A 23,941-nucleotide genomic window follows, 5' to 3' on the forward strand; every position below is an offset into this window, starting at 1 on the left:
GTGTCGGATAGCGCTCTGGTGGGGGAAGTCCTTACTCTACACCACCGCCCCGGCGTTCGGATCGTCCGGATCGGTCTCTTTGGCGGTCGCTTTCATCAGGTCTTCACGCTTCACGCCAAGCCACATCGCGATCGCGGCGGCGACGAAAACCGACGAGTAGATGCCGAACAGGATGCCGATCGTCAGCGCCACCGCGAAGTAGTGCAGCGTCTGGCCGCCGAAGATCAGCATCGACAGCACCATCATCTGCGTGCTGCCGTGCGTGATGATGGTGCGGCTCATCGTGCTGGTGATCGCGTGGTCGATGACTTCGTGCGTCGACATCTTGCGGTACTTGCGGAAGGCCTCGCGGATCCGGTCGAAGATCACGACCGATTCGTTGACCGAGTAGCCCAGCACCGCGAGCACGGCCGCGAGCACCGACAGGCTGAACTCCCATTGGAAGAACGCGAAGAAGCCCAGGATGATGATCACGTCGTGCAGGTTGGCGACGATCGCGGCGACCGAGAACTTCCACTCGAAGCGGAACGCGAGGTACAGCATGATCCCGGCGATCACGAAGACCAGCGCCTTGGCGCCGTCCTCGGCCAGTTCGCGGCCGACCTGCGGGCCGACGAATTCGTTGCGGCGCAGGGCCAACGGTTCGGCGTCGCCGGCCGTGCAGACCGGCCGCGAGACGGCCTCGCCCTTGTCGCTGACGAACTGCTTGACCGACACGGTGCCCTTCTCGGCCTGGCACAGCGCGCCGAACACCCGCTCGACGACCACGTCCTGCTTGACGTCCGGCCGCACCGGCAGGCGGATCAGCACGTCGCGCGCGCTGCCGAAGTTCTGCACCTGGGCCTCGCCCAGCTGCAGCGTCTCGACGATGCCGCGCACCCGGTTGATGTCGGCCGATTGCGAATACGCCGTCTCGATCAGCGTGCCGCCGGTGAACTCGACCGACAGGTGCAGGCCGCGGGTCACGAGGAAGAACACCGCAGCCAGGAAGGTCAGCAGCGACACGACGTTGAACACCAGCGCGTGCCGCATGAACGGGATGTCGCGCTTGATCCGGAAGAATTCCATGGAAATGCCTGCTTGTTCTGGTGTTGCGTGGATCAGCCTTGCGACGGCTGGTCGCCCGGCGTGGCCGGTGCGCCGGGCGCACCCTGCGGACGCCAGACCTGGCCGATCGACACGCCCTTGAGCTTCTTCTTGCCGCCGTACCAGAGGTTCACGAGACCGCGCGAGAACATCACCGCCGAGAACATCGAGGTCAGGATGCCCAGGCAGTGCACGACCGCGAAGCCCTTGATCGGGCCGGAGCCGAAGGCCAGCAGCGCGACGCCGGCGATCAGCGTCGTGACGTTCGAGTCGAGGATGGTCGCGAACGCCCGCTCGTAGCCGGCGTTGATCGCCGTCTGCGGTGCCGCGCCGTTGCGCAGCTCCTCGCGCACCCGCTCGTTGATCAGCACGTTGGCGTCGATCGCCATGCCCAGCGTCAGCGCGATGGCGGCAACGCCCGGCAGCGTCAGCGTGGCCTGCAGCATCGACAGCACCGCCACCAGCAGCAGCAGGTTGAACGCGAGCGCCAACGTCGAGAACACGCCGAACAGCATGTAGTAGCAGCACATGAACAGCGCGATCGCCGCGAAACCGCCCATCACGCTGTGGAAGCCCTTCGCGATGTTGTCGGCGCCGAGCGTCGGGCCGATCGTGCTCTCCTCGATGATGTCCATCGGCGCGGCCAGCGAGCCGGCGCGCAGCAGCAGCGCGGTGTCGGTGGCCTCGGACGGCGTCATCGAGCCGGAGATCTGGAAGCGGTTGCCGAGTTCGCCCTGGATCACCGGCGCGGTCACGACCTCGCCCTTGCCCTTCTCGAACAGGATGATCGCCATGCGCTTGCCGATGTTGTCGCGCGAGGTGTCGCGCATGATGCGCGCGCCCTTCGCATCGACGGTCAGGTCGACCTTCGGCTGCTGGGTCTGGCTGTCGAAGCCGGGCTGTGCGTCGGTGAGGCTGTCGCCGGTCAGCACGACGTTGCGCTTGACGATGATCGAGCGGCCGCCGCGTTCGACGAAGCGCTCGGTGCCGAACGGCACCGGCCCGCTGCCATTGGCCGCGGCGCTCGCTTCGGCGCTGTCGTCGACCATGCGCAGTTCGAGCGTCGCGGTGCGGCCGAGCGTCTGCTTGGCGCGCGCCGTGTCCTGCACGCCCGGCAGCTCGACGACGACGCGGTCGATGCCCTGCTGCTGGATCACCGGTTCGGCGACGCCCAGCTCGTTGACGCGGTTGTGCAGCGTCGTGATGTTCTGCTTGATCGCGGCGTCCTGCACGCGGCGGGCGGCCTCGGGCTTCAGTGCGCCGGACAGGCGGGTCTCGGTGCCGTCGGGCGTCTCGGTCCACTGCAGGTCCGGCAGCTGGTCGGTCAGCAGCGCGCGCGCTGCGTTCACCGTCTCCCGGTCGCGAAAGCGCACGTCGACGGTGTTGCCGTCGCGCGAGATGCCGGCGTGGCGCAGGTTCTTGTCGCGCAGCAGCGTGCGGATGTCGCCGGTCAGCGCCTCGGCCTTCTTGGTCAGCGCCGACTTCATGTCGACCTGCATCAGGAAGTGGACGCCGCCGCGCAGGTCCAGGCCGAGGTACATCGGCAGTGCATGGATCGCGCTCAGCCAGTGCGGCGAGCGCGACAGCAGGTTCAGCGCGACGATGTAGCTCGGGTCGTTCTCGTTCGGGTTCAGCGCGCGGTTGATCGCATCCTTGGCCTTGGCCTGGGTGTCGAGGTCGCTGAAGCGTGCGCGCACCGAGCTGCCGTCGAACTCGACGAAGTCGGGCTGGATGCCGGCGGTGGCCAGCACCTGCGACACGCGCTGCGTCATCGAGGAATCGAGCTTCAGCGTCGGCTTGCCGCTGCTGATCTGCACCGCCGGCGCTTCACCGAACACATTGGGCAGCGTGTACAGCAGGCCGACCACCAGGGCGATCGCGAGGATCGCGTATTTCCACCACGGATAGCGATTCATGGCACGCGGCTTACTTGACGGTGCCCTTGGGCAGCACCTGCACGATGGAACTGCGCTGCACCTGCACCTCGACGCCGTTGGCGATCTCGACGTGGATGAAGGTCTCGCCCAGCTTGGCGACCTTGCCGAGCAGCCCGCCGGCGATCACGACCTCGTCGCCCTTGACGACGGCCTCGATCATCGCCTTGTGCTCCTTCTGCCGCTTCATCTGCGGGCGGATCATCACGAAGTACATCACCACGAACAGCAGCACGAACGGCAGCATGCCGGTGATGCCGCCGCCAAACGGCGACTGGGCGCCTGCAGCGGGAGCGGCCTGGGCAAAAGCTTCGGAAATGAACACGTGAGAATCCTCAGTGGGCGCCCCGGCGCGCCGGACGGCGCGGGGCAGAAAAAATGAAAAGTCCGCGATTGTAGGTTCTGCCGCGCAGGCAAAGTTCTGGCGCTGCACCCGGTTTCTTTTGGCGGCCCGTGTTGACACGGCCTCTGGAACTCCTTCATAATCCGCAGCTTCGCCGAAACGCCCGTTCGGTTCAGCATCAAAACTTGATGCGCCGGATCGAAAGATGCCGAGATACCAGACGGGCAGCGGCTCCGCCCAAACCACGGGCCCAAGACTGACTGCGCTTGCGCAGTACAAGTTGGGGACTGAACATGATTCAAATGCAATCGCGGCTTGATGTCGCGGACAACACTGGCGCGAAATCCGTCATGTGCATCAAGGTGCTCGGCGGCTCGAAGCGTCGTTACGCCGGCATCGGTGACGTGATCAAGGTCAGCATCAAGGAGGCTGCGCCGCGTGGTCGCGTGAAGAAGGGCGAGGTCTACAGCGCCGTCGTCGTTCGCACCGCCAAGGGCGTTCGCCGCCAGGACGGCTCGCTGGTCAAGTTCGACGGCAATGCCGCCGTGCTGCTGAACGCCAAGCTCGAGCCCATCGGCACCCGCATCTTCGGCCCGGTCACGCGTGAACTGCGTACCGAGCGCTTCATGAAGATCGTTTCGCTCGCACCTGAAGTGCTCTGAGCTGAGACAAGTCAAAGGACGAGCCATGAACAAGATTCGTACAGGCGACGAGGTCATCGTGTTGACCGGTCGCGACAAGGGCAAGCGCGGCAAGGTTGTCGCGCGCATCGATGCTGACCACCTGACGGTCGACGGCGTGAACGTCGTCAAGAAGCATGTCAAGCCGAACCCGATGAAGGGCGCCACCGGCGGCATCGTCGACAAGGTCATGCCGATCCATCAGTCGAACATCGCCATCTTCAATGCGGCGACCGGCAAGGGTGATCGCGTGGGCATCAAGTTGCTGTCTGACGGCAAGAAGGTCCGCGTGTTCAAGTCCAGCGGCGAAGAAATCAAGGCATAAGAGGTTAGCCATGGCTCGTTTGCAACAGTTTTACCGCGAGAAGGTCGTTCCCGACCTCGTGACGAAGTTCGGCTATGTCTCGACGATGCAGGTTCCCCGCATCACGAAGATCACGCTCAACATGGGCGTGAGCGAGGCGGTGTCGGACAAGAAGGTCATGGAACACGCCGTCAGCGACCTGACCAAGATCGCCGGCCAGAAGCCCGTGGTCACCAAGTCGAAGAAGGCAATTGCCGGCTTCAAGATCCGTGACGGCGTGCCGATCGGCTGCATGGTCACGCTGCGCGGCGTCCAGATGTATGAATTCCTGGACCGCTTCGTGACGATCGCGCTGCCGCGCGTCCGTGACTTCCGCGGCATCTCGGGTCGTTCGTTCGATGGCCGTGGCAACTACAACATCGGCGTCAAGGAACAGATCATCTTCCCCGAGATCGAGTACGACAAGGTCGATGCGTTGCGTGGTCTGAACATCAGCATCACGACGACTGCCAAGAGCGACGATGAAGCCAAGGCGCTCCTCGCTTCGTTCAAATTCCCGTTCAAGAACTGAGGTGGCCTGTGGCTAAGACATCCCTCATCCAGCGCGAAATCAAGCGCGAGCAACTGGTCGCCAAGTTCGCCAAGAAGTACGCCGAGCTGAAGGCCACGGCGAACGACGCGAAGAAGTCCGACGAAGAGCGTTACGTCGCGCGCCTGGAGCTGCAGAAGCTGCCGCGCAACGCGTACCCGACCCGTCAGCGCAACCGTTGCGAGCTGACCGGCCGCCCGCGTGGCACCTTCCGCAAGTTCGGCCTGGGCCGCAACAAGATCCGCGAACTCGCGTTCAAGGGCGACATCCCCGGTGTCGTCAAGGCCAGCTGGTAATCGGCAGGACGATCAGGAGATATTCGAATGAGCATGAGTGATCCTATCGCCGATCTGCTGACGCGCATCCGCAACGCACAGATGGTCCAGAAGACCTCCGTGACGATGCCGGCGTCGAAGCTGAAAGTGGCGATCACGCAAGTCCTGAAGGACGAGGGCTACATCGAGAGCTTTGCAGTGGTGGGCGACAAGTCCAAGCTGCAGCTCGAGATCACGCTGAAGTACTACGCCGGCCGCCCGGTGATCGAGCACATCGAGCGCGTCAGCCGCCCAGGTCTTCGGATCTACAAGGGCCGCCACGACATTCCGAGCGTGATGAACGGCCTCGGTGTCGCCATCGTGACCACGCCGAAGGGCGTGATGACGGATCGCAAGGCTCGCCAGGCCGGTATCGGCGGCGAAGTGCTTTGCTACGTCGCCTAAGGAACGGAGAAGCGAATGTCCCGCGTAGGAAAAATGCCGATCGCCGTCCCGCAAGGCGTGGATGTGTCGATCACCGCTGAGAAGATCAGCGTCAAGGGTTCGCTCGGCACGCTGGTGCGTCCGGTGAACGGGCTGGTGGCTGTCAAGAACGAAGGCGGCAAGCTGATGTTCACGCCGGCCAACGACAGCGTCGAAGCCGATGCGATGTCGGGCACGATGCGCGCGCTGGTGGCCAACATGGTCAACGGCGTCAGCAAGGGCTTCGAGAAGAAGCTGACGCTGGTGGGCGTGGGCTTCCGTGCCCAGGCCGCCGGTGCCAAGCTGAACCTGCAGATCGGTTTCTCGCATCCGGTCGCCAAGGACATGCCGGCCGGCATCACGGTCACCTGCCCGACGCAGACCGAGATCTTGATCAAGGGATCCGACCGCCAGGTCGTCGGACAGATCGCCGCCGAAGTGCGCGCGATCCGGCCGCCCGAGCCCTACAAGGGCAAGGGCATCCGGTATGCCGACGAAAAGGTCACCCTCAAAGAGACCAAGAAGAAGTAAGGAGCGAACGACATGTTGAACAAAAAAGATCAGCGCATTCGTCGCTCCCGCCAGACCCGTGCACGCATTGCGGTGCAGCGCGTGGCGCGCCTGACGGTCTTCCGCACCAACCTGCACATCTACGCCAGCGTCATCTCCGACGACGGCCAGAAGGTGCTGGCCAGTGCCTCGACCGCCGAAGCCGACGTCCGCAAGGAACTGGGCGCTGCCGGCAAGGGTGGCAACGTGGCCGCGGCCACCGTCATCGGCAAGCGCATCGCCGAGAAGGCGAAGGCCGCCGGTGTCGAGAAGGTGGCGTTCGACCGCGCCGGTTTTGCATACCACGGCCGCATCAAGGCGCTGGCAGACGCGGCTCGTGAAGCCGGCCTGCAGTTCTGACGAGGAATTCGAAAATGGCAAAGTTTCAACCCCGCGCGCAAACTGAAGGCAACGACGACGGCCTGAAGGAAAAGATGATCGCGGTCAACCGCGTCACCAAGGTCGTCAAGGGTGGTCGCACGCTGAGCTTCGCGGCACTGACCGTGGTCGGTGATGGCGATGGCCGCATCGGCATGGGCAAGGGCAAGGCGAAGGAAGTTCCGGTCGCCGTGCAGAAGGCGATGGAATCCGCCCGCCGCAACATGGTCAAGGTCTCGCTGAAGAACGGCTCGATCCACCACAAGGTGATCGGCGAGCACGGTGCTTCGCGCGTCCTGATGGCGCCGGCGAAGCCGGGTGACGGCATCATCGCCGGCGGCCCGATGCGCGCGGTGTTCGAAGTGATGGGCGTGACCGACATCGTCTGCAAGAGCCTCGGTTCGACCAACCCGTACAACCTCGTTCGCGCCACGCTGAATGCCCTGAAGCATGTCAGCACGCCGGCTGAGATCGCCGCCAAGCGTGGCCTGTCCGTCGAGCAGATCCTCGGCTGAACGGCACGCGGAGAAACATCATGGCTGACAAGAAAACCGTCAAGATCAAGCTGGTCCGCAGCATCGCCGGCACGCGCGAGTCGCACCGCGCGACCGTGCGCGGCCTGGGCCTGCGCAAGCTGAACAGCGAATCGACGCTGGAAGACACGCCGGCAGTGCGCGGCATGATCACCAAGGTCCAGTACCTGGTCAAAGTGCTCTGAGCCGAGGAACCATCATGGAACTGAACAACATCAAGCCCGCCACGGGTGCCAAGCATGCCAAGCGCCGTGTCGGCCGTGGCATCGGCTCCGGCCTGGGCAAGACGGCCGGTCGCGGCCACAAGGGCCAGAAGTCGCGTTCGGGCGGCTACCACAAGGTCGGCTTCGAAGGCGGCCAGATGCCGCTGCAACGTCGCCTGCCGAAGCGCGGCTTCAAGTCGGCGCAGCTGAAGTACAACGCCGAGATCACGCTGGCTGACCTCGAAGTGCTGGCCGTCGGCGAAGTCGACATGCTGACGCTGAAGCAGGCTGGCCTCGTCGGCCAGCTGGCCAAGGTGGTCAAGGTCATCAAGACCGGCGAGCTGACCAAGAAGGTCGTGCTCAAGGGGATTGGCGCGACTGCCGGTGCGAAGGCCGTGATCGAAGCCGCTGGCGGCTCGGTGGCGTAAGCCTTTTCGAACAGACTCCACCCACTCACTCGGGACGCGCTTCAGTGGCAACCAACGCGAATCAGCTGGCCAAGAGCGGCAAGTTCGGCGACCTCCGTCGTCGGCTCGTCTTCCTGGTGTTGGCGCTCGTCGTGTACCGCATCGGCGCGCACATCCCGGTGCCGGGCATCGATCCGAACCAATTGCAGGCGCTGTTCAAGGGCCAGCAGGGCGGGATCCTGAGCCTGTTCAACATGTTCTCGGGCGGTGCGCTGTCGCGCTTCACCGTCTTCGCGCTCGGCATCATGCCGTACATCTCGGCGTCGATCATCATGCAACTGATGACCTACGTGGTGCCGAGCCTGGAAGCGCTGAAGAAGGAAGGCGAGTCGGGCCGTCGCAAGATCACGCAGTACACCCGCTATGGCACGCTGGGCCTCGCGATTTTCCAGTCGCTGAGCATCGCGCTCGCACTGGAAGGCTCGCCCGGTCTGGTGGTGTCGCCTGGCTTCGGCTTCCGCATGACGGCGGTCGTGAGCCTGGTGGCCGGCACGATGTTCCTGATGTGGCTGGGTGAGCAGATCACCGAGCGCGGTCTGGGCAACGGCATCTCGATCCTGATCTTCGGCGGCATCGCGGCGGGTCTGCCGAATGCGATCGGTGGCCTGCTCGAGCTGGTGCGCACCGGTGCGATGGGTGTTCCGGTGATGCTGTTCATCCTGGTCGTGATCGCCGCGGTGACCTACGCTGTCGTGTTCGTCGAGCGGGGCCAGCGCAAGATCCTCGTGAACTATGCGAAGCGCCAGGTCGGCAACAAGGTCTACGGCGGCCAGTCGTCGCACCTGCCGCTGAAGCTGAACATGTCGGGCGTGATCCCGCCGATCTTCGCGTCGTCGATCATCCTGCTGCCGGCCACCGTGGTGAGCTGGTTCGCAACGGGCGAAAGCCTGCGCTGGCTGAAGGACCTGGCCGGCCTGCTGTCCCCGGGCCAGCCGATCTACGTGATGCTGTATGCCGCGGCGATCGTGTTCTTCTGCTTCTTCTACACGGCGCTGGTGTTCAACAGCCGCGAGACGGCAGACAACCTGAAGAAGAGCGGCGCGTTCATTCCGGGCATCCGTCCGGGCGACCAGACGGCCAAGCACATCGACCGCATCCTGTCCCGCCTGACGCTGGCCGGTGCGATCTACATCACGCTGGTCTGCCTGCTCCCCGAATTCCTGGTGCTGAAGTACAACGTTCCGTTCTACTTCGGTGGAACCTCGCTGCTGATCATCGTGGTTGTCACGATGGACTTCTGGGCGCAGGTGCAGTCTTATGTGATGAGCCAGCAGTACGAGTCGCTGCTCAAGAAGGCGAATTTCAAGGCCAGCTGACGAGGCTGGTGATCGACGAAGACAGACACGAAACAGGCACGCATGGCGAAAGACGACGTCATTCAGATGCAAGGCGAGATTCTGGAGAATCTGCCGAATGCCACGTTTCGTGTGAAGTTGGAAAACGGGCACATCGTGCTGGGCCACATCTCCGGAAAAATGCGGATGCACTACATCCGCATCCTGCCCGGCGACAAGGTGACAGTCGAGTTGACGCCCTACGATTTGACGCGGGCCCGCATCGTGTTCCGGGCCAAGTGATAGTTCGGAACACGACGAGTTTGAATCAGGAAGCGCTCTGAAAGGGCCTAGGAGAAAGTATGAAAGTTGCAGCATCGGTCAAGAAGATGTGCCGGAATTGCAAGGTCATCCGTCGCAAGGGCGTTGTGCGCGTGATCTGCACTGATCCGCGCCACAAGCAGCGCCAAGGCTGAACCTGGCCTTCGACGACAAGCGAATAGAGGAAGCACATGGCACGTATTGCTGGTATCAACATTCCGCCGCAAAAACACGCGGAGATCGGCCTGACGGCGATTTACGGCATCGGTCGCAGCACCGCGCAGAAGATCTGCGCCGTCTGCAATGTTCCGTTCGATCGCAAGATCAAGGACCTGACCGACACCGACCTGGAGAAGATCCGGGAAGAAATCGGCCGCATGACGATCGAAGGCGACCTGCGCCGCGAGATGTCCATCAACATCAAGCGACTGATGGACCTCGGCTGCTACCGTGGCTTCCGTCATCGCCGTGGCCTGCCGGTTCGCGGCCAGCGCACCAAGACGAATGCGCGCACTCGCAAGGGCCCGCGCAAGTCCGGCGCCCTGGTCAAGAAGTGATTTGAGAGAAGGTCGATATGGCTAAAGCACCGAATACCGCTGCCCAGCGCGTGCGCAAGAAGGTCCGCAAGAATGTTGCGGACGGGATTGCCCACGTTCACGCATCGTTCAACAACACGATCATCACGATCACCGATCGTCAGGGCGGCGCGCTGTCCTGGGCTTCGAGCGGCGGCCAAGGCTTCAAGGGCTCGCGCAAGTCGACCCCCTTCGCAGCCCAGGTGGCAGCTGAAGTCGCCGGTCGTGCTGCCCAGGAACAGGGCATCAAGAACCTCGACGTGCGGATCAAGGGCCCGGGCCCCGGTCGTGAATCGTCGGTGCGCGCCCTGGCTTCGCTGGGCATCCGCATCAACTCGATTTCCGACGTGACGCCGGTGCCGCACAACGGCTGCCGTCCGCAGAAGCGTCGTCGCATCTGATCGTTGAAGTTTTTCTCGTCGCCGGCGGGTGCCCAGCACCGCGCCGGCGCATTCGTTAGGCCGCCAGGCCTGAAGCCCACCGTCCGAGCGCCCAGAACAACACTCGCCGGACTCGCATGAGCTTCCCGAGAAGCCCATGTCAGATTGACCAAAGGAAGCAACGTGGCACGTTATCTTGGCCCGAAGGGCAAACTTTCCCGCCGTGAAGGCACCGACCTGTTCCTGAAGAGCGCCCGCCGCGCCATCGGTGACAAGGTCAAGTTCGACAGCAAGCCTGGCCAGCATGGCCGCACCTCCGGCTCGCGCACTTCCGACTTCGGCCTGCAACTGCGCGAGAAGCAGAAGGTCAAGCGCATGTACGGCGTGCTGGAACGCCAGTTCCGCCGCTACTTCGCCGAAGCCGAGCGCCGCAAGGGCAACACCGGTGCCAACCTGCTGCTGCTGCTGGAATCGCGCCTGGACAACGTCGTCTACCGCATGGGCTTCGGCTCGACCCGCGCCGAAGCGCGCCAGCTGGTGTCGCACAAGGCGATCACGGTGAACGGCGCCACGGTCAACATCGCGTCGTACCTGGTCAAGGCCGGCGACACGGTGGCCGTGCGCGAGAAGTCGAAGAAGCAGCTGCGCATCACCGACTCGGTCAAGCTGGCCGAATCGCAAGGCATGCCGAACTGGGTGCAGGTCGATGCCAGCAAGCTGGAAGGCGTGTTCAAGAAGGCGCCGGACCGCGACGAATTCGGCGCGGACATCAAGGAAGCGCTGATCGTTGAGTTGTATTCGCGTTGATGCCCGTCCTGGCCACGCCGACGCCGCCTGTGCAGGCGGCGCGGGGTGGCCCGTCCGCGTTTCGCGCGTCCCTCGATTTCCCTGGTGCGGCCGTGGCACCCGCCGTGGCCGTTGGTCCCTCAGCCTTATCGGTGTAACGAACCGAGGGTATTGAAAGAAAGACCTCATGCAAACAAATCTGCTCAAACCCAAAGCCATCAATGTGGAGCCGCTGGGCGGCAACCGCGCCAAGGTCACGCTGGAACCGTTCGAGCGCGGCTACGGCCACACGCTGGGCAATGCGCTGCGTCGCGTGCTGCTGTCGTCGATGGTGGGGTATGCGCCGACCGAAGTGACGATCGCCGGCGTGCTCCACGAGTACTCGACGGTCGACGGCGTCCAGGAAGACGTGGTTCACATCATGCTGAACCTGAAGGGCGTCGTGTTCCGCCTGCACAACCGCGACGAAGTGACGCTGGTGCTGCGCAAGGAAGGTGAAGGCCCCGTCACCGCCGGCGACATCCAGACGCCGCACGACGTGGAAATCATCAACCCGGATCACGTCATCGCCCACCTGTCGCAAGGCGGCAAGCTGGACATGCAGATCAAGGTCGAGAAGGGCCGTGGCTACGTGCCGGGCACGCTGCGCCGCTACGGCGACGAGCCGACCAAGTCGATCGGCCGCATCGTGCTTGACGCTTCGTTCTCGCCGGTCGCCCGCGTCAGCTACACGGTCGAGAGCGCCCGCGTCGAGCAGCGCACCGACCTCGACAAGCTGGTGATGGAGATCATCACCAACGGCGCGATCACGCCCGAAGAAGCGATCCGCGCGTCGGCGAAGATCCTGGTGGAGCAGCTGGCGGTGTTCGCGCAGCTGGAAGGCAGCGAGATCGCCGCGTTCGACCAGCCGGCCCAGCGCAGCACGCAATTCGATCCGATCCTGCTGCGCCCGGTCGACGAGCTCGAGCTGACGGTGCGTTCGGCCAACTGCCTGAAGGCCGAAAACATCTACTACATCGGCGACCTGATCCAGCGCACCGAGACCGAGCTGCTGAAGACCCCGAACCTGGGTCGCAAGTCGCTGAACGAAATCAAGGAAGTGCTCGCCTCGCGTGGTCTCACGCTGGGTGCGCGCCTCGAGAACTGGCCCCCGCAGGGCCTCGACAAGCGCTGAGGCGTTTGATCGTGCACCCCCAGTACCTGATACGGCTGGGGTTTTATAAGTCAGTCAACAAAGGAAAGCACCATGCGCCACCGCAACGGCCTACGCAAACTCAACCGCACTTCGGAGCACCGCGCCGCGATGCTGCGCAACATGTGCAACTCGCTGCTGCAACACGAAGCGATCAAGACCACGGTCCCCAAGGCCAAGGAACTGCGCCGCGTCGTCGAGCCGCTGATCACGCTGGCCAAGGAGCCGACGCTGGCGAACCGCCGCCTCGCCTTCGACCGCACGCGCGACCGCGACATCGTCACGAAGCTCTTCAATGAACTGGGCCCGCGCTACAAGGCGCGTCCGGGCGGCTACACCCGCATCCTGAAGATGGGCTTCCGCATCGGCGACAACGCACCGATGGCCTTCGTCGAGCTGGTCGACCGCCCGGACGTGGCTGAAGAGACGACCGCCGAAGCCTGAGCTCCCGCGCGTTGAATCGAGAAGGGCTGGCGATGCGAATCGCCGGCCCTTTTTCATTGGGGCCACCAGTCGGCGCCCGCCCGCGAATGGCGGGGCTTTGGCACACTGCGGTCCATGCCCGAGCCGATATTCCGCATCTCCCACCTGTTCAAGAAGTTCGGCGACAACCAGGTCGTCGATGACCTGTCGCTGGAGATCCGCCCGGGCGAATGCCTCGGCGTGATCGGTCCCAACGGCGCCGGCAAGACCACCACGATCCGCATGTGCCTGGGCCTGGTGGGGCCCGATGCCGGCGAGGTCGAGGCCTTCGGTCTGCCGATCCCGCAGGCGGTGCGCGAAGCGAAGAAGCGCATCGGCGTCGTCACGCAGTTCGACAGCCTCGACCCCGACTTCAGCTGTGCCGAGAACCTGCGGGTGTACGGCCGCTACTTCGGGCTGCCGAAGGCGACCATCGAAGCGCGCATCCCGAAGCTGCTGGAGTTCTCGGCCTTGCAGGCCAAGGCCGATGCGAAGCCCGGCGAGCTGTCCGGCGGCATGCGGCGGCGCCTGAGCCTCGGCCGCGCGCTGATCAACGACCCCGACCTGCTGCTGCTCGACGAGCCGACCACCGGACTCGATCCGCAGGCGCGGCACCTGATGTGGGAGCGGCTGCAGAACCTGCTGCAGCAGGGCAAGGCCATCCTGCTGACGACGCACTTCATGGACGAGGCCGAGCGGCTGTGCGACCGGCTGCTGGTGCTCGACCACGGCCGGAAGATCGCCGAAGGCACGCCGCGCGGATTGATCGGCGAGCACCTGGAGAGCGATGTCGTCGAGGTCTTCGGCGATGGCGCGCTCGCGACGGCGCAGCAGCATGCAGCGCTGGCCGAGCGGGTCGAGACGAGCGGCGAGACGGTGTTCTTCTACCTGAGCCAGCCGCAGCCGCTGCTGCAGGCGCTGGCGCAGCACCACGACATCCGCACGCTGCACCGGCCGGCGAACCTCGAGGACCTGTTCCTGAAGCTCACCGGCCGGCAAATCCGCGATGAATAGCGACGGCCGACCCTGCCGCAACGGAGCCCTGACATGCTGATCTCGTTCTACGCTGCCCCGCGCATCACCGCCCGCTTCTGGCCGGTGGTGCTGCGCAACCTGCTGGTGTGGCGCAAGCTGGCGGTGCCGAGCGTGCTGGGCAACATCGCCGAGCCGCTGATCACGCTGGTGGCCTTCGGCTACGGGCTCGGCTCGATGATCGGCCAGGTGCAGGGCTTGCCGTACATCCAGTACCTCGCGTCGGGCAGCATTGCGGTCAGCGGCGCGCTGGCCGCGACCTTCGAGGCGCTGTACTCGGCGTACTCGCGCATGCAGGTGCAGCGCACCTGGGACAGCATCATGAACGCGCCGATCGCGCTCGACGACATCGTGTTCGCCGAGATGCTGTGGGCCGCGATGAAGTCGGTGTTCACGGTGGCGGCGATCATGGCGGTGATCTTCGTGCTGGGCATCAGCCGGGCGCCGACGATGCTGCTGGCGCTGCCGCTGCTGTGCTTCGTCGGCGTGACCTTCGCGTCGATCGCACTGGTGTTCAACGCGCTGGCCCAGGGCTACGACTTCTTCACCTATTACTTCACGCTGGTGATGACGCCGATGACCTTCCTGTCGGGCGTGTACTTCCCGATCGAGCAGATGCCCGGCTGGCTGCAGGTGATCGCGCACGTGCTGCCGTTGACCGCGGCGGTCGACCTGGTGCGGCCGCTGGTTCTCGGGCAATGGCCGCAGCAGGTGTGGGGGCCGGTGCTGGTGCTGGCCGCCTATGCACTCGGCGGCTATTACCTGGCACTGGTTCTCACCCGGCGCCGATTCTTCAAGTAGCGGCACGGAACCTGTCGCGCGCCTTCGACTCCCCACCCCATGCCCGCACTGAACCTCTTCACCTCCTGGCAACGACTCGCGGCCGCGCTGATGGTGGCCGCAGCGCTCTGGGCGGTGTCCGGCCCGGCTCGCGCCGCGGACGACTTTCTCGATCCGGAGGTGGCGTTCCGCTTCGATGCCAAGGCGCTCGATGCGAAGCGCGTCGAGGTCAGCTTCGCGATCGCGCCGGGCTACTACCTCTATCGCGAGCAGTTCAGGTTCGCGGCCGAAGGCGCGACGCTCGGCGAGCCGGTGATCCCGGCCGGCAAGGTGAAGTTCGACGAGACCTTCCAGAAGAACGTCGAGACCTACCGCGACGTGATCCGCATCGTCGTGCCGGTGCAGCAGGCGTCGCCGCGCTTCATGCTGGCGGTGACGAGCCAGGGCTGCGCCGACAAGGGGCTGTGCTACCCGCCGCGCGAGTCGCGTGCGGAGGTCGGGTTGAGCGGGTTCGGCGGCGATGGCTCGGTCCGCCTGGTGGCGGCCAGCGGTGGCGGCGCGCTGTCGTCCACCAGCACGGCGACAGCCGCTGTGGCATCGACGGGCGCGTCGACGGACACTGCGCCGACGGCATCGGCCGCATCGACCGGCACCGACAGCGCCGGCATCGATGCCGCCTTGCGCGGCGGTCGGTTCTGGACCATCGTCGGCGTTTTCTTCGTGGCGGGCGTGCTGTTGTCGCTGACGCCGTGCGTGCTGCCGATGCTGCCGATCCTGTCGTCGATCATCGTCGGGCAGGGGCACAGCGTGACGCGCTCGAGAGGCCTGGCACTGGCGGCGAGCTATTCGCTCGGCATGGCGCTGGTCTACACCGCGTTCGGCGTGGCGGCGGGGCTCGCCGGTGTCGGGCTTGCCGCGGCGCTGCAGAACCCGTGGGTGCTCGGCGTGTTCGCGCTCGGGTTGGTGGCGCTTGCGGTGTCGATGTTCGGTGTCTACGAACTGCAGTTGCCGGCGGCGTTGACCGGCCGCCTCACCGAGGCATCGCAGCAGTTGCCGGCCGGGCGCCTGCTCAGCGTGTTCGCGATGGGCGGCGTGTCGGCATTGATCGTCAGCCCCTGCGTCGCGGCGCCGCTGGCCGGTGCGCTGGTGTACCTGAGCCAGACGCGGGATGTGCTGCTGGGCGGCACCGCGCTGTTCTCGCTGGCGGCCGGCATGAGCATCCCGCTGCTGCTGGTGGGAGCGTCGGCCGGCACGCTGCTGCCGCGGGCCGGCGCGTGGATGGATGGCGTGAAGCGCCTGTTCGGGCTGATGCTGCTGGCGGTGGCGCTGTACACGGTGCAGCCGGTGCTGCCGTCGACGCTGGCACTCGCGTCGTGGGGTGCGTTGCTGATCGGCGCCGCGGTGGTGGCGCTGGCGGGCGGTGCACACGCGGCCCCGACGGCACCCGGCATGCTGCTGCGCAAATCGGGCGCGGCGGTGCTGGCGTTGCTGGGCACCTTGCAGCTGGTCGGCGCGGCCTCGGGTGGCACGGACCCGCTGCAGCCGCTCGGGCACCTGCGTGGCGGCGGCATGGTCGCCACGTCGCACGGACCGGTGTTCGGCGCGGTGCGCAGCGTCGTCGAACTCGATGCGGCGCTGCGCAGCGCGGGCCGGCCGGTGATGCTCGATTTCTATGCCGACTGGTGCGTGTCGTGCAAGGAGATGGAGCGGTTCACGTTCACCGATCCGGCGGTGCAGGCGAAGCTGTCGAACGCGTTGCTGCTGAAGGCCGACGTGACGAAGAACAACGACGACGATCGCGCACTGCTGAAGCGCTTCGGCCTGTTCGGCCCGCCCGGCACGATCTTCTTCGGCGCTGATGGGCGCGAGCTGCACGGCACTCGCGTGATCGGCTTCCAGAAGGCAGAAGAGTTTCTCGTGACATTGCAGCGGGCCGGCCTGTAAACCTCGCAATGCGCACATCTCTTGTGCTATAGTCACAGGCTCAGTCGCGGGGTGGAGCAGTCTGGTAGCTCGTTGGGCTCATAACCCAAAGGTCGTTGGTTCAAATCCAGCCCCCGCAACCAATCTCAGAGACTCGCCGACAGCTGCAACCAGCAGCCGCTCGGCGGGATCCTCAAGTTCGGCGAAGGTCTCGCCGGTCTCCAAATCTCTTCCAATTGTCACCTGGCCCAACATGTCGGTCAGGATTTGTCGCGTCCGTGTCCGGTCGGATTCGTCGCGCAGGACTTCCTGCAGCTGCGAGACCATGCGGCGATATCGCGCGGTCACGTCGTCGACCACCAGCTTCGGATCGGGCAGTGCAGATGCCTGCACCACGCTCGCGAGCTGGGCGCGTTCGGCCTCTGCGGACTTCAGCCTGGCTGCGATGGCGGGGCTGATGCCGACGGTCGCCAATGCGTTGACCAGGTTGCCAATCTCCTGCTCGAGCGCGTTCAGGCGGGCGAGGGCACCGGCGTTCTCGCGCGAGCTGTCGCGACTGCGCTGCTGCAACAAGGCCTGCACCGATGACTGCAGTTCGGCGAGCGCGGCGCTGTCGAGCAGCTCGTCGCGCAGCTCATCGACCAGGCGCTTGTCGAGCCGCGCGCGCGAGATCGTCAGCGAACTGCTGCAGACGGTGTTGCCGCGGTCGCGGTGGTTGTTGCAGCCGTAGCGCTGGCTGTTGACGGCAACGATCGCGCCGCCGCATGCGTGGCAGGTGAGCAGCCCGCCGAAGAGCGTCTTCGGCACGGCACCCTTGCCCGTGCGTGTGCCGCGCGCCGGCCCGCTGCGTGCGCGCGTCTGGACGCGCTGCCACAGCTCATCGGTGACGATCCGCAGCTCGGGCGCATCGCGTGTCTGCCACTCCTCGCGCGGCCGCTCGATGTAGCGCCTGCGGCCTGTGTCGGGATCCTTCAGCCATTGACGGCGGTTCCACACCACGCGGCCGATGTACAGCTCGTTGTTCAACATGCCGAGGCCCTTGCCGCTGCTGCCGTGCAGCGCGCTGATGGCCCAGGTGCCGCCGCGCGCGCTCGGCGTCCCCCGCGCGTTCAGCTCGTGCGCGATGGTGCGCGTGCTGTAGCCGTCGGCGAAGCGCTCGAAGATCCAGCGCACCGTGGTCGCCTCGGCCTCGTTGATCGCCATGCGGCGGCCGCCTGGTGCCTCGACGCTCCCGTATCCGTAGGTCCGGCCGCCCGCGCTCAGGCCGCGGTCGAATTGGCCGGCCAGGCCGCGGTGCGTCTTCTCGCGCAGGTCGTCGAGGTACAGCTCGTTGACCAGGCCGCGTGCGATGCGCATCACCTTGCGGCCACGCGCCAGCGTGTCGTAGCCGTCGGCGGTGCCGATGATCCGAAGGCCGCGATGCTCGAGGCGCTTCACGATGCCCTCGGCCTCGCTGATCTCGCGACTCAGCCGATCGAGGCCCTCCAACACCAGCACGTCAAAGCGCTTCGCGAGCGCATCGGCGAGCAGCGCCTTGCCGCCTGGTCGCAGCGCGACGGGCGTGCTGCCGCTGATGCCTTCGTCCGCGTGGATCGCGGTGATCGTCCATCCTTCGCGCGCGACACGCTCACGCGCCGCGCGCAGCTGGTCGTCGATGCTGTTCTCGGACTGCTTGTCCGTGCTGTACCGCGCGTACAGGCATGCCTTCAAAGTCATCGGTAGGGTTCTCAGTCGTCGAGTCGGTCAATGCGTCCCGCACGAGCCGCTCAGCCAGCAGGTGGATGAGCTGTCGGCGCGCTCGCGCGCGGGTGTCCGGGGCGCGCGTCGGCCCAATGCTAGGCGTCGTCTGCATGGTCGCCTCCGCGTTGAGCATCAGCGGCCGAGCAGCTGGGCGCGCTGCTGGCGTTGGAAGTCGAGCGCGTCGGCGCGATCGATGAAGGCGCCGCGCCAGCCCCACCAGTTCGTCGTGCAGCGGGAGGTGCACATCAGGTCAACCCACGGCGCCGGGCGCACGCCTGCCAGCGATGCCCACGGTGTGCCGCCGTTCGGCAGTAGCTGGGCACGCTCGGTCGCGAGGGCGATCAGGTCGGCCTGCTTCAGGTCGCGCGCATGCGCAGCCGATGCAACGTTGATGGCGAAGGCGTTGCGCACCAGGCGCTCGAAGCGATGCTCGAAGGCGGCCCAGGGTGCACCGAGTTCTTCTTTCGCGGGAGTGCTGATGTCGTTCGTGAATGCCTCGTGAGCGTCGTGCAGCAGCGCGGCGAGCAGACCGTGCGCGTCGAGCTGGAACTCGCGCTCAGCGATCTCGCAGACCAGCAGTGAGTGCTCGGCGACGCTGTAGGGCCTGCAGGTGGCGCCTGTGAAGCGGTTGATGAGGCTGAGGTGGTGCGCGATCGTGCGCAGTGTGATCGCACCGGGCTGCGGGTGCTGCAGCGAAACCTCGGCGCCGGTGGCGGTGGTGATCCAGGTCATGCGTGTCCTGTCAGGGCGTGTTGAAGCTCTCCGCCTGCGAGATCGCCGGCGGACGGTACGGGGATTGGAAGGGGAGGGACGCGGCTAGAGCGGGATGCCGCCGAGGCTCATGTGCTGTGCCTCAGGGCCGCAGCGCCCGTGCGGTGCGCGTACGAGCGTCACCGATTGCCAGCGCAGCGGAGAGACGGCGGAAGAGCAATGACAGTGCAGGCCGGCATCATCGTCCGCTCGACCGTGGTCGCAAAGTTCGCAGGCGCGGTAGCTCGTCGCATCCCAACGTGGGAGCGGCGGGACGTTGAGGTTGAGGGCGGTGTTCATCACGACACCGCCACCAGGTTGCCGAAGTCGTCGATCACCGACTCGAAGTGAATGCGGCGCCCGCACACCTCCATCGAGATGCGCCACGCGTTTGCCCGGCTGCCATAGGTCGCATCGCGGAGGCGATACCAGATGCTGCCGTTCAGCTCGCCGAAATCGCTCGTGGCGCCGAAGTAGATGCGCTCGTAGCGGTCTTCGTTGTTGAACCGGTGGCCCGCGACACGTGCGCCAACGGTCGGCGCGCGGCGCGGGGGATGAGCGCGCGTGCTGTATGCGCTCATGCCGCGGCCGCCTCGAGGCGCTCGACACTGCTGATCGAGCAGCCGGTGATCTGATGGGCAATTCGCTGAGCGCTCTCGGCGTCGCGGGCGCGGATCTGCACGAACGGCAGGACGCCGGAATCGCATGGCGTCGGGTAGCCGTCGCGGTCCTTCGGGTGGTAGTGACAGCGATAGCTTCGGGTCGACGGCATCTGCACGGTGACTCTCCAAGTCATGAATTTCGATACCGATGGAGTGTAGAAAATCTACCCGATGAAAGTCAAGAAAATGTTTACTGAATCGTCAGGAAAGGATCAGAGGAGATTGGGCGCTTCGAGGCGTAGCGCGTGACGCAGATGCTTCGGATGGCGACAGCCGGCTTCGCAAAGCCGCGCCGCACCGGTGAGCGGCGGTTGCGAAGATCGGCTGTCGATCCCGCATCCATGCCGCCATGACACCATCCATCAACAACCGCAGTCCTTCGCGAATCGGTGGGCTCGGTCGCTCCAACTCGCTGCCATCCACGACGAGGACCGATGCTTCGGGCCCGCGAGTGCCTCCGGAGAACCCGAACGGCCCGCCTCCCATGCGGCGTGCTTCGGTGGGCAACGTGAGCGCCCTAGCGGGCTCGCGGCCGGGAAGGGTGTCGATCGGGGAACATGTGGCGGCGCCAGCCAGGCCGGCCCCGCAAGTCGCGGCCGGCGTGAATCCGGCGGCCGCGCAAGAGGCCAAGGCCCAGGCTGCTGAACTGCAGTCGAGGGTGTCGCCCGAGGTCGATACCTTCATGAAGGACTGCGTCGCGAGCAACTTTGCGGGTGTGCCGGAACTTGGCGTGCCGATGATGCGCAGGAATGCGATCCAGATGGGCTACCTGGAGAAGCCGGCCGGCCTGCTCGCTGGATCGGTGAAGTTGGCGAGCGTGAAACCGGCGCTGGAGGGCAACACGGCCGAGATGAACCGGCTTGCCGGTTTATGCGCACAGAAACCGCCGCCTTTCGCCGCGCTGCTCAGCGGCATGAAGGCGCTGCAGGCGCAGGCCGAGGCGGTCGAGAAGCAGCTCGGCGGCGTTTCGCCGCAGGAGCTGAGCCGCAATGGCGCAACGATGAACCCGGCGCTGACGCGCTGGCGCGATGCCGGCGAGGCGCTGGTGGCCAGGATGAACGAGAACGGCCTGGGCGGTGGACATCCCCTGGGCATGCTGGCACAGGCGGCCTACACGGATGCCAACGGCGCATCGGCGCACGCGTGGGCCCAGATGGCTTCCCACAAGATGACACCGTCGGTGTTCGCGTCGGCGGTGTCTTCGATGTATGGCGGAGCTTCGGGCGTGTTGCAGAGCCTGCTGGGGGCGGTCCTTGGAAGGCCTGCGTAGGGCATCTGGCTCAGCCGATGCCGATGCGCCTCACTTCGGGAATCATCGCGGCTTGGCCCCGGTTCTTGCAACCTCGCGGGGGCCCTTCCTGAGCAAGTTCTCGCAGGCGCAAAGAAGGATCGCGACACCTACAAAAAGTAGTGCCGCACCGAGTACCTGGGTGCCTAGATGTGCTCGCTCTGCTTGTGCACCACTTCGCCAATGATGAGCACGCCGTCGTGGCAGCGCTTGCGAGGGTGCCGATTCTGGTCGGTGTTGTCGCTATGCAACCACCAAGAGCCTTCGTCGCGAATGAGTCGCTTCACAACGAGTTCGCCCTCGTAGTTGACGGCATACACAAGCCCATCCCTGGGCGTTGTACGGTCCGTCGTGATGACCACTGTGTCGCCGTCCCACATGCCGGGCTCCATGCTCGGACCTGTCACCACGATCGCGTAGCAGTTCTTCGGATTGAGGTTCCGCGAGCGAAACCACTCGCGGCGGAAAACGATGGGGTCTGCGTCTTCTTGAAGGTACTCCACACCAAAGCCGGACACGCCGGCCGACAGCTTGAACTTCACGCGAGGGATCGAAGGGTAATCAGGGTTGTCGTCGAGAGGAATCGGAGCTGAATCCAGCCCGTCCTGGCGTTCGTTCAACGTACTGCTGTCGTTCGAGCGCGCTTGCCAATCGTCGTTGGGTAGCGCCATGCCGCTGAGCGCGGCGATTTGTCGCAGCTGGGTATAGCTGGGTTCGTGCCGGCCGTTCTCCCACGCGGAGATGTTGCTCTTGGTCACCCCAAGGACATCACCAAGCTCCTCCTGCGTGAGCTTCTTGTTGTTCCGTGCGGTTCGCACCCAGGCCGGTAGATCCATTGGCGAAATGGTATAGAGGTTCTTTACTTGTTGGGATAGAAAGTGTTGACTCTCTTGTGTAGAAAATCTACACTCACCGCATGCACACCCATCCCCTTGCGAAAGCCGCCTCCATCGTTGGCAGCAAAGCGTCGCTGGCACACCTGCTGGGTGTGACGAAGGCGGCCGTAAGCCAATGGACCGAAATCGGGCGTCGCGTCCCCGCCGAACATTGCCCTCGAATCGAAGGGGCTACCCGAGGCGCGGTGCGCTGCGAGGAACTGCGGCCCGACGTTGAGTGGCACGTACTGCGCAATGACGGCGCCTGCAAGTCAAGCGCCGCAGTGTGCCCAGGCAGCGGAGGTCACGATGCAGTTTGACCCGCGCGTCCTTGTGCCGATGCCGCCGCTCGGACGCTCAACGCTACGTCGAGCGCTTCCCACAGTTGCCGTGCCGCCGGTACGCCGAGGCACAACGTGGCAGGGGCCTGTGCTCCTGGCGCCCGCAGCGTCACCTCCAACGCCCCCAGCGGCCCGATAGGCGAGGGGATGTCGACGAACTCGACGCTCGCCTGCGCGAACACGCTCCCCCATCGAAATTCTTCTCCCATGCCTCTGCCTCCGATCGTCGCTGCGCCACAGCGCGATCGGGTTCCATGCCCAAGCTGCGCTCACTGGTGCGCAGTATCTGGAAACCGGCAGGCGGCACCAATGAAAGGCTACCAATGAGAGCAGCCTCGTGGGAACGCACGCCTGGCGCATTGCCCGAGCTGCTGAACACCGAGCCCGAGTTGGGCTGCATCGACCTCTACACCTTTACGCTGCCGGGCGGCCAGGTGCTGCGCTGGACCGGCGGCGACCAAGCCATCGCCATCAATGGCACGACCTGGGCGCTCGGGCCGGGCCTGCGCCGCGGCCGGACGCGCCAATGCGTGGGGATCGAGGTCGACACCCTGGATGTGACCGTCTTCGATCTGCCGGCGGACCTCGATGCCGAAGAGCGTGCGATGCAGCTCAACGGCACGCCGCTGCTCGCCTACATCGCCCGCGGTGGCTTCGAGCACGCAAGGCTGGAGCTGCAGCGCGCCTTCCTGCGGGCGGCGGACATGGCGAGCCTGAACCCGCCGATCGCTGGCACGCTGGTGTCGTTCACCGGCCGTGTCGCGACGACGAAGGGCGACCGCACGCAGCAGCTGCTGGGCATCAAGAGCGATACCGAGCAGCTCGACGTGATGGTGCCGGCCGAGGTGTACCAGCCGGGCTGCTCGAACACGCTGTACGACGCAGGCTGCGGCGTGAACCGTGATGCGAAGAGCGTGAACAGCGTCGCCAACACTGCGAGCGATGCGACGCGCACGCGCTTCGGGCATGGCCTCACGCAGGCCGCCGGCCACTTCGATCTCGGCGTCGTGCGCTTCCTGACCGGGGCGAACGCAGGGGTCTCGCGGACAGTGAAGCGGCACACGGTCGGCGGTGCAGGCGGCACGGTCAATGAGATTGCCGTGCTGCAGCCGTTCCCGTTCCCGGTTGCGCCTGGCGACGGCTTCGTCGCCTATCCCGGTTGCGACAAGACCCAACCAACCTGCTCGAAGAAGTTCAACAACGTGATCCGCTTCCGCGGCAAGCCGTACGTGCCGGCCGCTGAAACGGTGATGTGAAACGGTGATGTGAGCTCCATGACGACCATCGAAACCGAACAACGCGAAGCCGTAATCACCGAGGCCCGAACCTGGCTCGGCACGCCGTACCACCACCACGGCCGCCTGAAGGGCGTCGGCGTCGACTGCGGGCAAAGCCTGTGCGCGATCTACGAGGCGGCCGGTGTGACGGCGCCGATCGACCCGGGCACCTACAGCATCGCGTGGCACCTGCACCGCGGCGAGGAGCTGTACATCGAGTGGCTGCAGCGGGTCGGCGCCACGCGCACCGAGGCGCCGTCGGCCGGTGACGTGGCGCTGTTCCGCTTCGGCCGCACGTTCAGCCATGGCGGCGTGCTGGTCGACAGTCGCACCGTGCTGCACGCCTACGTCCACCAGGCGGTGATCCTGACGCGGCTCGACGAAGCGCCGCTCGCCGGCCGACCGGTGCAGTTCTGGACGCTGTGGCCGGCGGCGCGAGATGCCGTCCAGGCGTCTGCACAAACCACCGCGGAGGCCTGA

General features: G+C 65.5%; 34 protein-coding genes and 1 tRNA gene. 26 read left to right on the top strand and 9 right to left on the bottom strand.

Annotated elements, in window-relative coordinates:
* Positions 1-36: 36 nt before the first annotated feature.
* The 3 genes from secF to yajC are packed head-to-tail and all read right to left on the bottom strand — an operon-like array spanning position 37 to position 3,345.
* The gene (secF, locus tag ASC98_RS03195; RefSeq protein ID WP_056805258.1) at positions 37-1,068 is read right to left on the bottom strand and encodes a protein translocase subunit SecF; all 1,032 of its coding nucleotides are present in this window, start codon (positions 1,066-1,068) and stop codon (positions 37-39) included.
* 32 nt (positions 1,069-1,100) lie between these two features.
* Complete coding sequence (secD, locus tag ASC98_RS03200; RefSeq protein ID WP_056805261.1) at positions 1,101-3,002, bottom strand: protein translocase subunit SecD; 1,902 nt, start codon at positions 3,000-3,002, stop codon at positions 1,101-1,103.
* A 10-nt stretch (positions 3,003-3,012) separates the two neighbouring features.
* The gene (gene yajC / locus ASC98_RS03205; RefSeq protein ID WP_056805266.1) at positions 3,013-3,345 is read right to left on the bottom strand and encodes a preprotein translocase subunit YajC; all 333 of its coding nucleotides are present in this window, start codon (positions 3,343-3,345) and stop codon (positions 3,013-3,015) included.
* A gap of 311 nt (positions 3,346-3,656) precedes the next feature.
* On the opposite strand from yajC, the gene rplN reads away from it, so the two are divergent.
* From rplN to ASC98_RS03310, 22 genes are all read left to right on the top strand, one after another.
* Complete coding sequence (gene rplN / locus ASC98_RS03210; RefSeq protein WP_011831006.1) at positions 3,657-4,025, top strand: 50S ribosomal protein L14; 369 nt, start codon at positions 3,657-3,659, stop codon at positions 4,023-4,025.
* Between the two features lie 25 nt (positions 4,026-4,050).
* Complete coding sequence (gene rplX / locus ASC98_RS03215) at positions 4,051-4,368, top strand: 50S ribosomal protein L24 (protein WP_056805269.1); 318 nt, start codon at positions 4,051-4,053, stop codon at positions 4,366-4,368.
* A gap of 10 nt (positions 4,369-4,378) precedes the next feature.
* Entirely contained in the window at positions 4,379-4,918 is a 540-nt protein-coding gene (gene rplE, locus ASC98_RS03220; protein ID WP_047507690.1) for a 50S ribosomal protein L5, read from the top strand.
* Between the two features lie 8 nt (positions 4,919-4,926).
* Positions 4,927-5,232 carry a 30S ribosomal protein S14 gene (gene rpsN / locus ASC98_RS03225; RefSeq protein ID WP_056805274.1) on the top strand — a complete coding sequence of 102 codons (306 nt, stop codon included), beginning with the start codon at positions 4,927-4,929 and terminating at the stop codon, positions 5,230-5,232.
* Positions 5,233-5,259: 27 nt separating this feature from the next.
* On the top strand, positions 5,260-5,655 hold the full coding sequence (gene rpsH / locus ASC98_RS03230) for a 30S ribosomal protein S8 (RefSeq protein ID WP_056805276.1): 396 nt from the start codon (positions 5,260-5,262) through the stop codon (positions 5,653-5,655).
* Positions 5,656-5,670: 15 nt separating this feature from the next.
* Positions 5,671-6,204, top strand: a complete 534-nt coding sequence (gene rplF, locus ASC98_RS03235; protein ID WP_056805280.1) for a 50S ribosomal protein L6 — start codon at positions 5,671-5,673, stop codon at positions 6,202-6,204.
* A 12-nt stretch (positions 6,205-6,216) separates the two neighbouring features.
* A complete protein-coding gene (rplR, locus tag ASC98_RS03240; RefSeq protein WP_056805284.1) occupies positions 6,217-6,582 on the top strand; it encodes a 50S ribosomal protein L18 in 366 nt (121 codons plus the stop codon).
* Between the two features lie 14 nt (positions 6,583-6,596).
* Positions 6,597-7,115 carry a 30S ribosomal protein S5 gene (gene rpsE / locus ASC98_RS03245; RefSeq protein ID WP_056805286.1) on the top strand — a complete coding sequence of 173 codons (519 nt, stop codon included), beginning with the start codon at positions 6,597-6,599 and terminating at the stop codon, positions 7,113-7,115.
* A 20-nt stretch (positions 7,116-7,135) separates the two neighbouring features.
* Positions 7,136-7,318 carry a 50S ribosomal protein L30 gene (rpmD, locus tag ASC98_RS03250; RefSeq protein ID WP_047507678.1) on the top strand — a complete coding sequence of 61 codons (183 nt, stop codon included), beginning with the start codon at positions 7,136-7,138 and terminating at the stop codon, positions 7,316-7,318.
* A 14-nt stretch (positions 7,319-7,332) separates the two neighbouring features.
* The gene (rplO, locus tag ASC98_RS03255; protein WP_056805290.1) at positions 7,333-7,764 is read left to right on the top strand and encodes a 50S ribosomal protein L15; all 432 of its coding nucleotides are present in this window, start codon (positions 7,333-7,335) and stop codon (positions 7,762-7,764) included.
* A 44-nt stretch (positions 7,765-7,808) separates the two neighbouring features.
* Positions 7,809-9,119 carry a preprotein translocase subunit SecY gene (gene secY / locus ASC98_RS03260; protein ID WP_056805293.1) on the top strand — a complete coding sequence of 437 codons (1,311 nt, stop codon included), beginning with the start codon at positions 7,809-7,811 and terminating at the stop codon, positions 9,117-9,119.
* 42 nt (positions 9,120-9,161) lie between these two features.
* On the top strand, positions 9,162-9,380 hold the full coding sequence (gene infA, locus ASC98_RS03265; RefSeq protein WP_047489367.1) for a translation initiation factor IF-1: 219 nt from the start codon (positions 9,162-9,164) through the stop codon (positions 9,378-9,380).
* Between the two features lie 59 nt (positions 9,381-9,439).
* Positions 9,440-9,553 (top strand): 50S ribosomal protein L36, encoded by a 114-nt coding sequence (gene rpmJ / locus ASC98_RS29205; RefSeq protein ID WP_011830995.1) that lies wholly within the window; start codon positions 9,440-9,442, stop codon positions 9,551-9,553.
* A 36-nt stretch (positions 9,554-9,589) separates the two neighbouring features.
* Positions 9,590-9,955 (top strand): 30S ribosomal protein S13, encoded by a 366-nt coding sequence (rpsM, locus tag ASC98_RS03270; protein ID WP_056805297.1) that lies wholly within the window; start codon positions 9,590-9,592, stop codon positions 9,953-9,955.
* Positions 9,956-9,972: 17 nt separating this feature from the next.
* Complete coding sequence (rpsK, locus tag ASC98_RS03275; RefSeq protein ID WP_025495798.1) at positions 9,973-10,374, top strand: 30S ribosomal protein S11; 402 nt, start codon at positions 9,973-9,975, stop codon at positions 10,372-10,374.
* A gap of 162 nt (positions 10,375-10,536) precedes the next feature.
* On the top strand, positions 10,537-11,160 hold the full coding sequence (gene rpsD, locus ASC98_RS03280; protein WP_056805461.1) for a 30S ribosomal protein S4: 624 nt from the start codon (positions 10,537-10,539) through the stop codon (positions 11,158-11,160).
* Positions 11,161-11,326: 166 nt separating this feature from the next.
* Positions 11,327-12,313, top strand: coding sequence for a DNA-directed RNA polymerase subunit alpha (gene rpoA, locus ASC98_RS03285; RefSeq protein ID WP_056805299.1), 987 nt, complete (start codon positions 11,327-11,329; stop codon positions 12,311-12,313).
* A 72-nt stretch (positions 12,314-12,385) separates the two neighbouring features.
* Positions 12,386-12,775, top strand: a complete 390-nt coding sequence (rplQ, locus tag ASC98_RS03290; protein ID WP_056805302.1) for a 50S ribosomal protein L17 — start codon at positions 12,386-12,388, stop codon at positions 12,773-12,775.
* 114 nt (positions 12,776-12,889) lie between these two features.
* The gene (locus ASC98_RS03295) at positions 12,890-13,807 is read left to right on the top strand and encodes an ATP-binding cassette domain-containing protein (RefSeq protein ID WP_056805306.1); all 918 of its coding nucleotides are present in this window, start codon (positions 12,890-12,892) and stop codon (positions 13,805-13,807) included.
* A gap of 33 nt (positions 13,808-13,840) precedes the next feature.
* Positions 13,841-14,626 (top strand): ABC transporter permease, encoded by a 786-nt coding sequence (locus tag ASC98_RS03300; RefSeq protein ID WP_056805308.1) that lies wholly within the window; start codon positions 13,841-13,843, stop codon positions 14,624-14,626.
* A 39-nt stretch (positions 14,627-14,665) separates the two neighbouring features.
* Complete coding sequence (dsbD, locus tag ASC98_RS03305; RefSeq protein ID WP_056805310.1) at positions 14,666-16,549, top strand: protein-disulfide reductase DsbD; 1,884 nt, start codon at positions 14,666-14,668, stop codon at positions 16,547-16,549.
* A 45-nt stretch (positions 16,550-16,594) separates the two neighbouring features.
* A tRNA-Met gene (locus tag ASC98_RS03310) sits at positions 16,595-16,671 on the top strand.
* On the opposite strand, the gene ASC98_RS29210 is transcribed toward ASC98_RS03310, so the two are convergent.
* From ASC98_RS29210 to ASC98_RS03340, 5 genes are all read right to left on the bottom strand, one after another.
* Positions 16,628-18,244 carry a recombinase family protein gene (locus ASC98_RS29210; RefSeq protein WP_235581158.1) on the bottom strand — a complete coding sequence of 539 codons (1,617 nt, stop codon included), beginning with the start codon at positions 18,242-18,244 and terminating at the stop codon, positions 16,628-16,630. The genes ASC98_RS03310 and ASC98_RS29210 overlap by 44 nt on opposite strands.
* A 156-nt stretch (positions 18,245-18,400) precedes the next feature.
* The gene (locus ASC98_RS03330; RefSeq protein ID WP_056819587.1) at positions 18,401-19,000 is read right to left on the bottom strand and encodes a YfbR-like 5'-deoxynucleotidase; all 600 of its coding nucleotides are present in this window, start codon (positions 18,998-19,000) and stop codon (positions 18,401-18,403) included.
* Between the two features lie 84 nt (positions 19,001-19,084).
* A complete protein-coding gene (locus ASC98_RS30040; protein WP_157598166.1) occupies positions 19,085-19,318 on the bottom strand; it encodes a hypothetical protein in 234 nt (77 codons plus the stop codon).
* Positions 19,318-19,599 (bottom strand): hypothetical protein, encoded by a 282-nt coding sequence (locus ASC98_RS03335; protein WP_056819590.1) that lies wholly within the window; start codon positions 19,597-19,599, stop codon positions 19,318-19,320. Before ASC98_RS03335 ends, ASC98_RS30040 begins: the two co-directional genes overlap by 1 nt.
* A complete protein-coding gene (locus tag ASC98_RS03340) occupies positions 19,596-19,796 on the bottom strand; it encodes a hypothetical protein (protein WP_157598165.1) in 201 nt (66 codons plus the stop codon). The genes ASC98_RS03335 and ASC98_RS03340 overlap by 4 nt, the downstream gene beginning before the upstream one ends.
* A 368-nt stretch (positions 19,797-20,164) precedes the next feature.
* Between ASC98_RS03340 and ASC98_RS03345 the strand changes: the two genes are divergently transcribed.
* Positions 20,165-20,950 carry a hypothetical protein gene (locus ASC98_RS03345; RefSeq protein WP_157598163.1) on the top strand — a complete coding sequence of 262 codons (786 nt, stop codon included), beginning with the start codon at positions 20,165-20,167 and terminating at the stop codon, positions 20,948-20,950.
* Between the two features lie 164 nt (positions 20,951-21,114).
* On the opposite strand, the gene ASC98_RS03350 is transcribed toward ASC98_RS03345, so the two are convergent.
* Positions 21,115-21,804 (bottom strand): XRE family transcriptional regulator, encoded by a 690-nt coding sequence (locus ASC98_RS03350; protein ID WP_056819599.1) that lies wholly within the window; start codon positions 21,802-21,804, stop codon positions 21,115-21,117.
* Between the two features lie 80 nt (positions 21,805-21,884).
* On the opposite strand from ASC98_RS03350, the gene ASC98_RS29215 reads away from it, so the two are divergent.
* From ASC98_RS29215 to ASC98_RS03360, 3 genes are all read left to right on the top strand, one after another.
* A complete protein-coding gene (locus ASC98_RS29215; RefSeq protein ID WP_082542194.1) occupies positions 21,885-22,163 on the top strand; it encodes a helix-turn-helix domain-containing protein in 279 nt (92 codons plus the stop codon).
* A gap of 275 nt (positions 22,164-22,438) precedes the next feature.
* Positions 22,439-23,440, top strand: coding sequence for a DUF2163 domain-containing protein (locus ASC98_RS03355; RefSeq protein WP_082542193.1), 1,002 nt, complete (start codon positions 22,439-22,441; stop codon positions 23,438-23,440).
* 18 nt (positions 23,441-23,458) lie between these two features.
* A complete protein-coding gene (locus ASC98_RS03360) occupies positions 23,459-23,941 on the top strand; it encodes an NlpC/P60 family protein (RefSeq protein ID WP_056819605.1) in 483 nt (160 codons plus the stop codon).

Origin of the sequence: Rhizobacter sp. Root1238 (genome assembly GCF_001425825.1) — a bacterium.
In the GTDB taxonomy this organism is placed as follows: Bacteria; Pseudomonadota; Gammaproteobacteria; order Burkholderiales; family Burkholderiaceae_C; genus Rhizobacter.

Coding starts and splice junctions, on each gene's coding strand:
- rplO (WP_056805290.1), top strand. CDS start 7,333: ATGGAACTGAACAACATCAAGCCCGCCACGGGTGCCAAGCATGCCAAG.
- secF (WP_056805258.1), bottom strand. CDS start 1,068: ATGGAATTCTTCCGGATCAAGCGCGACATCCCGTTCATGCGGCACGCG.
- ASC98_RS03360 (WP_056819605.1), top strand. CDS start 23,459: ATGACGACCATCGAAACCGAACAACGCGAAGCCGTAATCACCGAGGCC.
- rplN (WP_011831006.1), top strand. CDS start 3,657: ATGATTCAAATGCAATCGCGGCTTGATGTCGCGGACAACACTGGCGCG.
- ASC98_RS03300 (WP_056805308.1), top strand. CDS start 13,841: ATGCTGATCTCGTTCTACGCTGCCCCGCGCATCACCGCCCGCTTCTGG.
- ASC98_RS03330 (WP_056819587.1), bottom strand. CDS start 19,000: ATGACCTGGATCACCACCGCCACCGGCGCCGAGGTTTCGCTGCAGCAC.
- rpmD (WP_047507678.1), top strand. CDS start 7,136: ATGGCTGACAAGAAAACCGTCAAGATCAAGCTGGTCCGCAGCATCGCC.
- secD (WP_056805261.1), bottom strand. CDS start 3,002: ATGAATCGCTATCCGTGGTGGAAATACGCGATCCTCGCGATCGCCCTG.
- ASC98_RS30040 (WP_157598166.1), bottom strand. CDS start 19,318: ATGAACACCGCCCTCAACCTCAACGTCCCGCCGCTCCCACGTTGGGAT.
- ASC98_RS29210 (WP_235581158.1), bottom strand. CDS start 18,244: ATGACTTTGAAGGCATGCCTGTACGCGCGGTACAGCACGGACAAGCAG.
- rplE (WP_047507690.1), top strand. CDS start 4,379: ATGGCTCGTTTGCAACAGTTTTACCGCGAGAAGGTCGTTCCCGACCTC.
- dsbD (WP_056805310.1), top strand. CDS start 14,666: ATGCCCGCACTGAACCTCTTCACCTCCTGGCAACGACTCGCGGCCGCG.
- rplQ (WP_056805302.1), top strand. CDS start 12,386: ATGCGCCACCGCAACGGCCTACGCAAACTCAACCGCACTTCGGAGCAC.
- ASC98_RS03355 (WP_082542193.1), top strand. CDS start 22,439: ATGCCCAAGCTGCGCTCACTGGTGCGCAGTATCTGGAAACCGGCAGGC.
- infA (WP_047489367.1), top strand. CDS start 9,162: ATGGCGAAAGACGACGTCATTCAGATGCAAGGCGAGATTCTGGAGAAT.
- ASC98_RS03295 (WP_056805306.1), top strand. CDS start 12,890: ATGCCCGAGCCGATATTCCGCATCTCCCACCTGTTCAAGAAGTTCGGC.
- ASC98_RS29215 (WP_082542194.1), top strand. CDS start 21,885: ATGCACACCCATCCCCTTGCGAAAGCCGCCTCCATCGTTGGCAGCAAA.
- rpoA (WP_056805299.1), top strand. CDS start 11,327: ATGCAAACAAATCTGCTCAAACCCAAAGCCATCAATGTGGAGCCGCTG.
- rplR (WP_056805284.1), top strand. CDS start 6,217: ATGTTGAACAAAAAAGATCAGCGCATTCGTCGCTCCCGCCAGACCCGT.
- rplX (WP_056805269.1), top strand. CDS start 4,051: ATGAACAAGATTCGTACAGGCGACGAGGTCATCGTGTTGACCGGTCGC.
- ASC98_RS03350 (WP_056819599.1), bottom strand. CDS start 21,804: ATGGATCTACCGGCCTGGGTGCGAACCGCACGGAACAACAAGAAGCTC.
- rpsK (WP_025495798.1), top strand. CDS start 9,973: ATGGCTAAAGCACCGAATACCGCTGCCCAGCGCGTGCGCAAGAAGGTC.
- rpmJ (WP_011830995.1), top strand. CDS start 9,440: ATGAAAGTTGCAGCATCGGTCAAGAAGATGTGCCGGAATTGCAAGGTC.
- ASC98_RS03345 (WP_157598163.1), top strand. CDS start 20,165: ATGCGGCGTGCTTCGGTGGGCAACGTGAGCGCCCTAGCGGGCTCGCGG.
- rpsE (WP_056805286.1), top strand. CDS start 6,597: ATGGCAAAGTTTCAACCCCGCGCGCAAACTGAAGGCAACGACGACGGC.
- rpsM (WP_056805297.1), top strand. CDS start 9,590: ATGGCACGTATTGCTGGTATCAACATTCCGCCGCAAAAACACGCGGAG.
- ASC98_RS03335 (WP_056819590.1), bottom strand. CDS start 19,599: ATGAGCGCATACAGCACGCGCGCTCATCCCCCGCGCCGCGCGCCGACC.
- rplF (WP_056805280.1), top strand. CDS start 5,671: ATGTCCCGCGTAGGAAAAATGCCGATCGCCGTCCCGCAAGGCGTGGAT.
- rpsH (WP_056805276.1), top strand. CDS start 5,260: ATGAGCATGAGTGATCCTATCGCCGATCTGCTGACGCGCATCCGCAAC.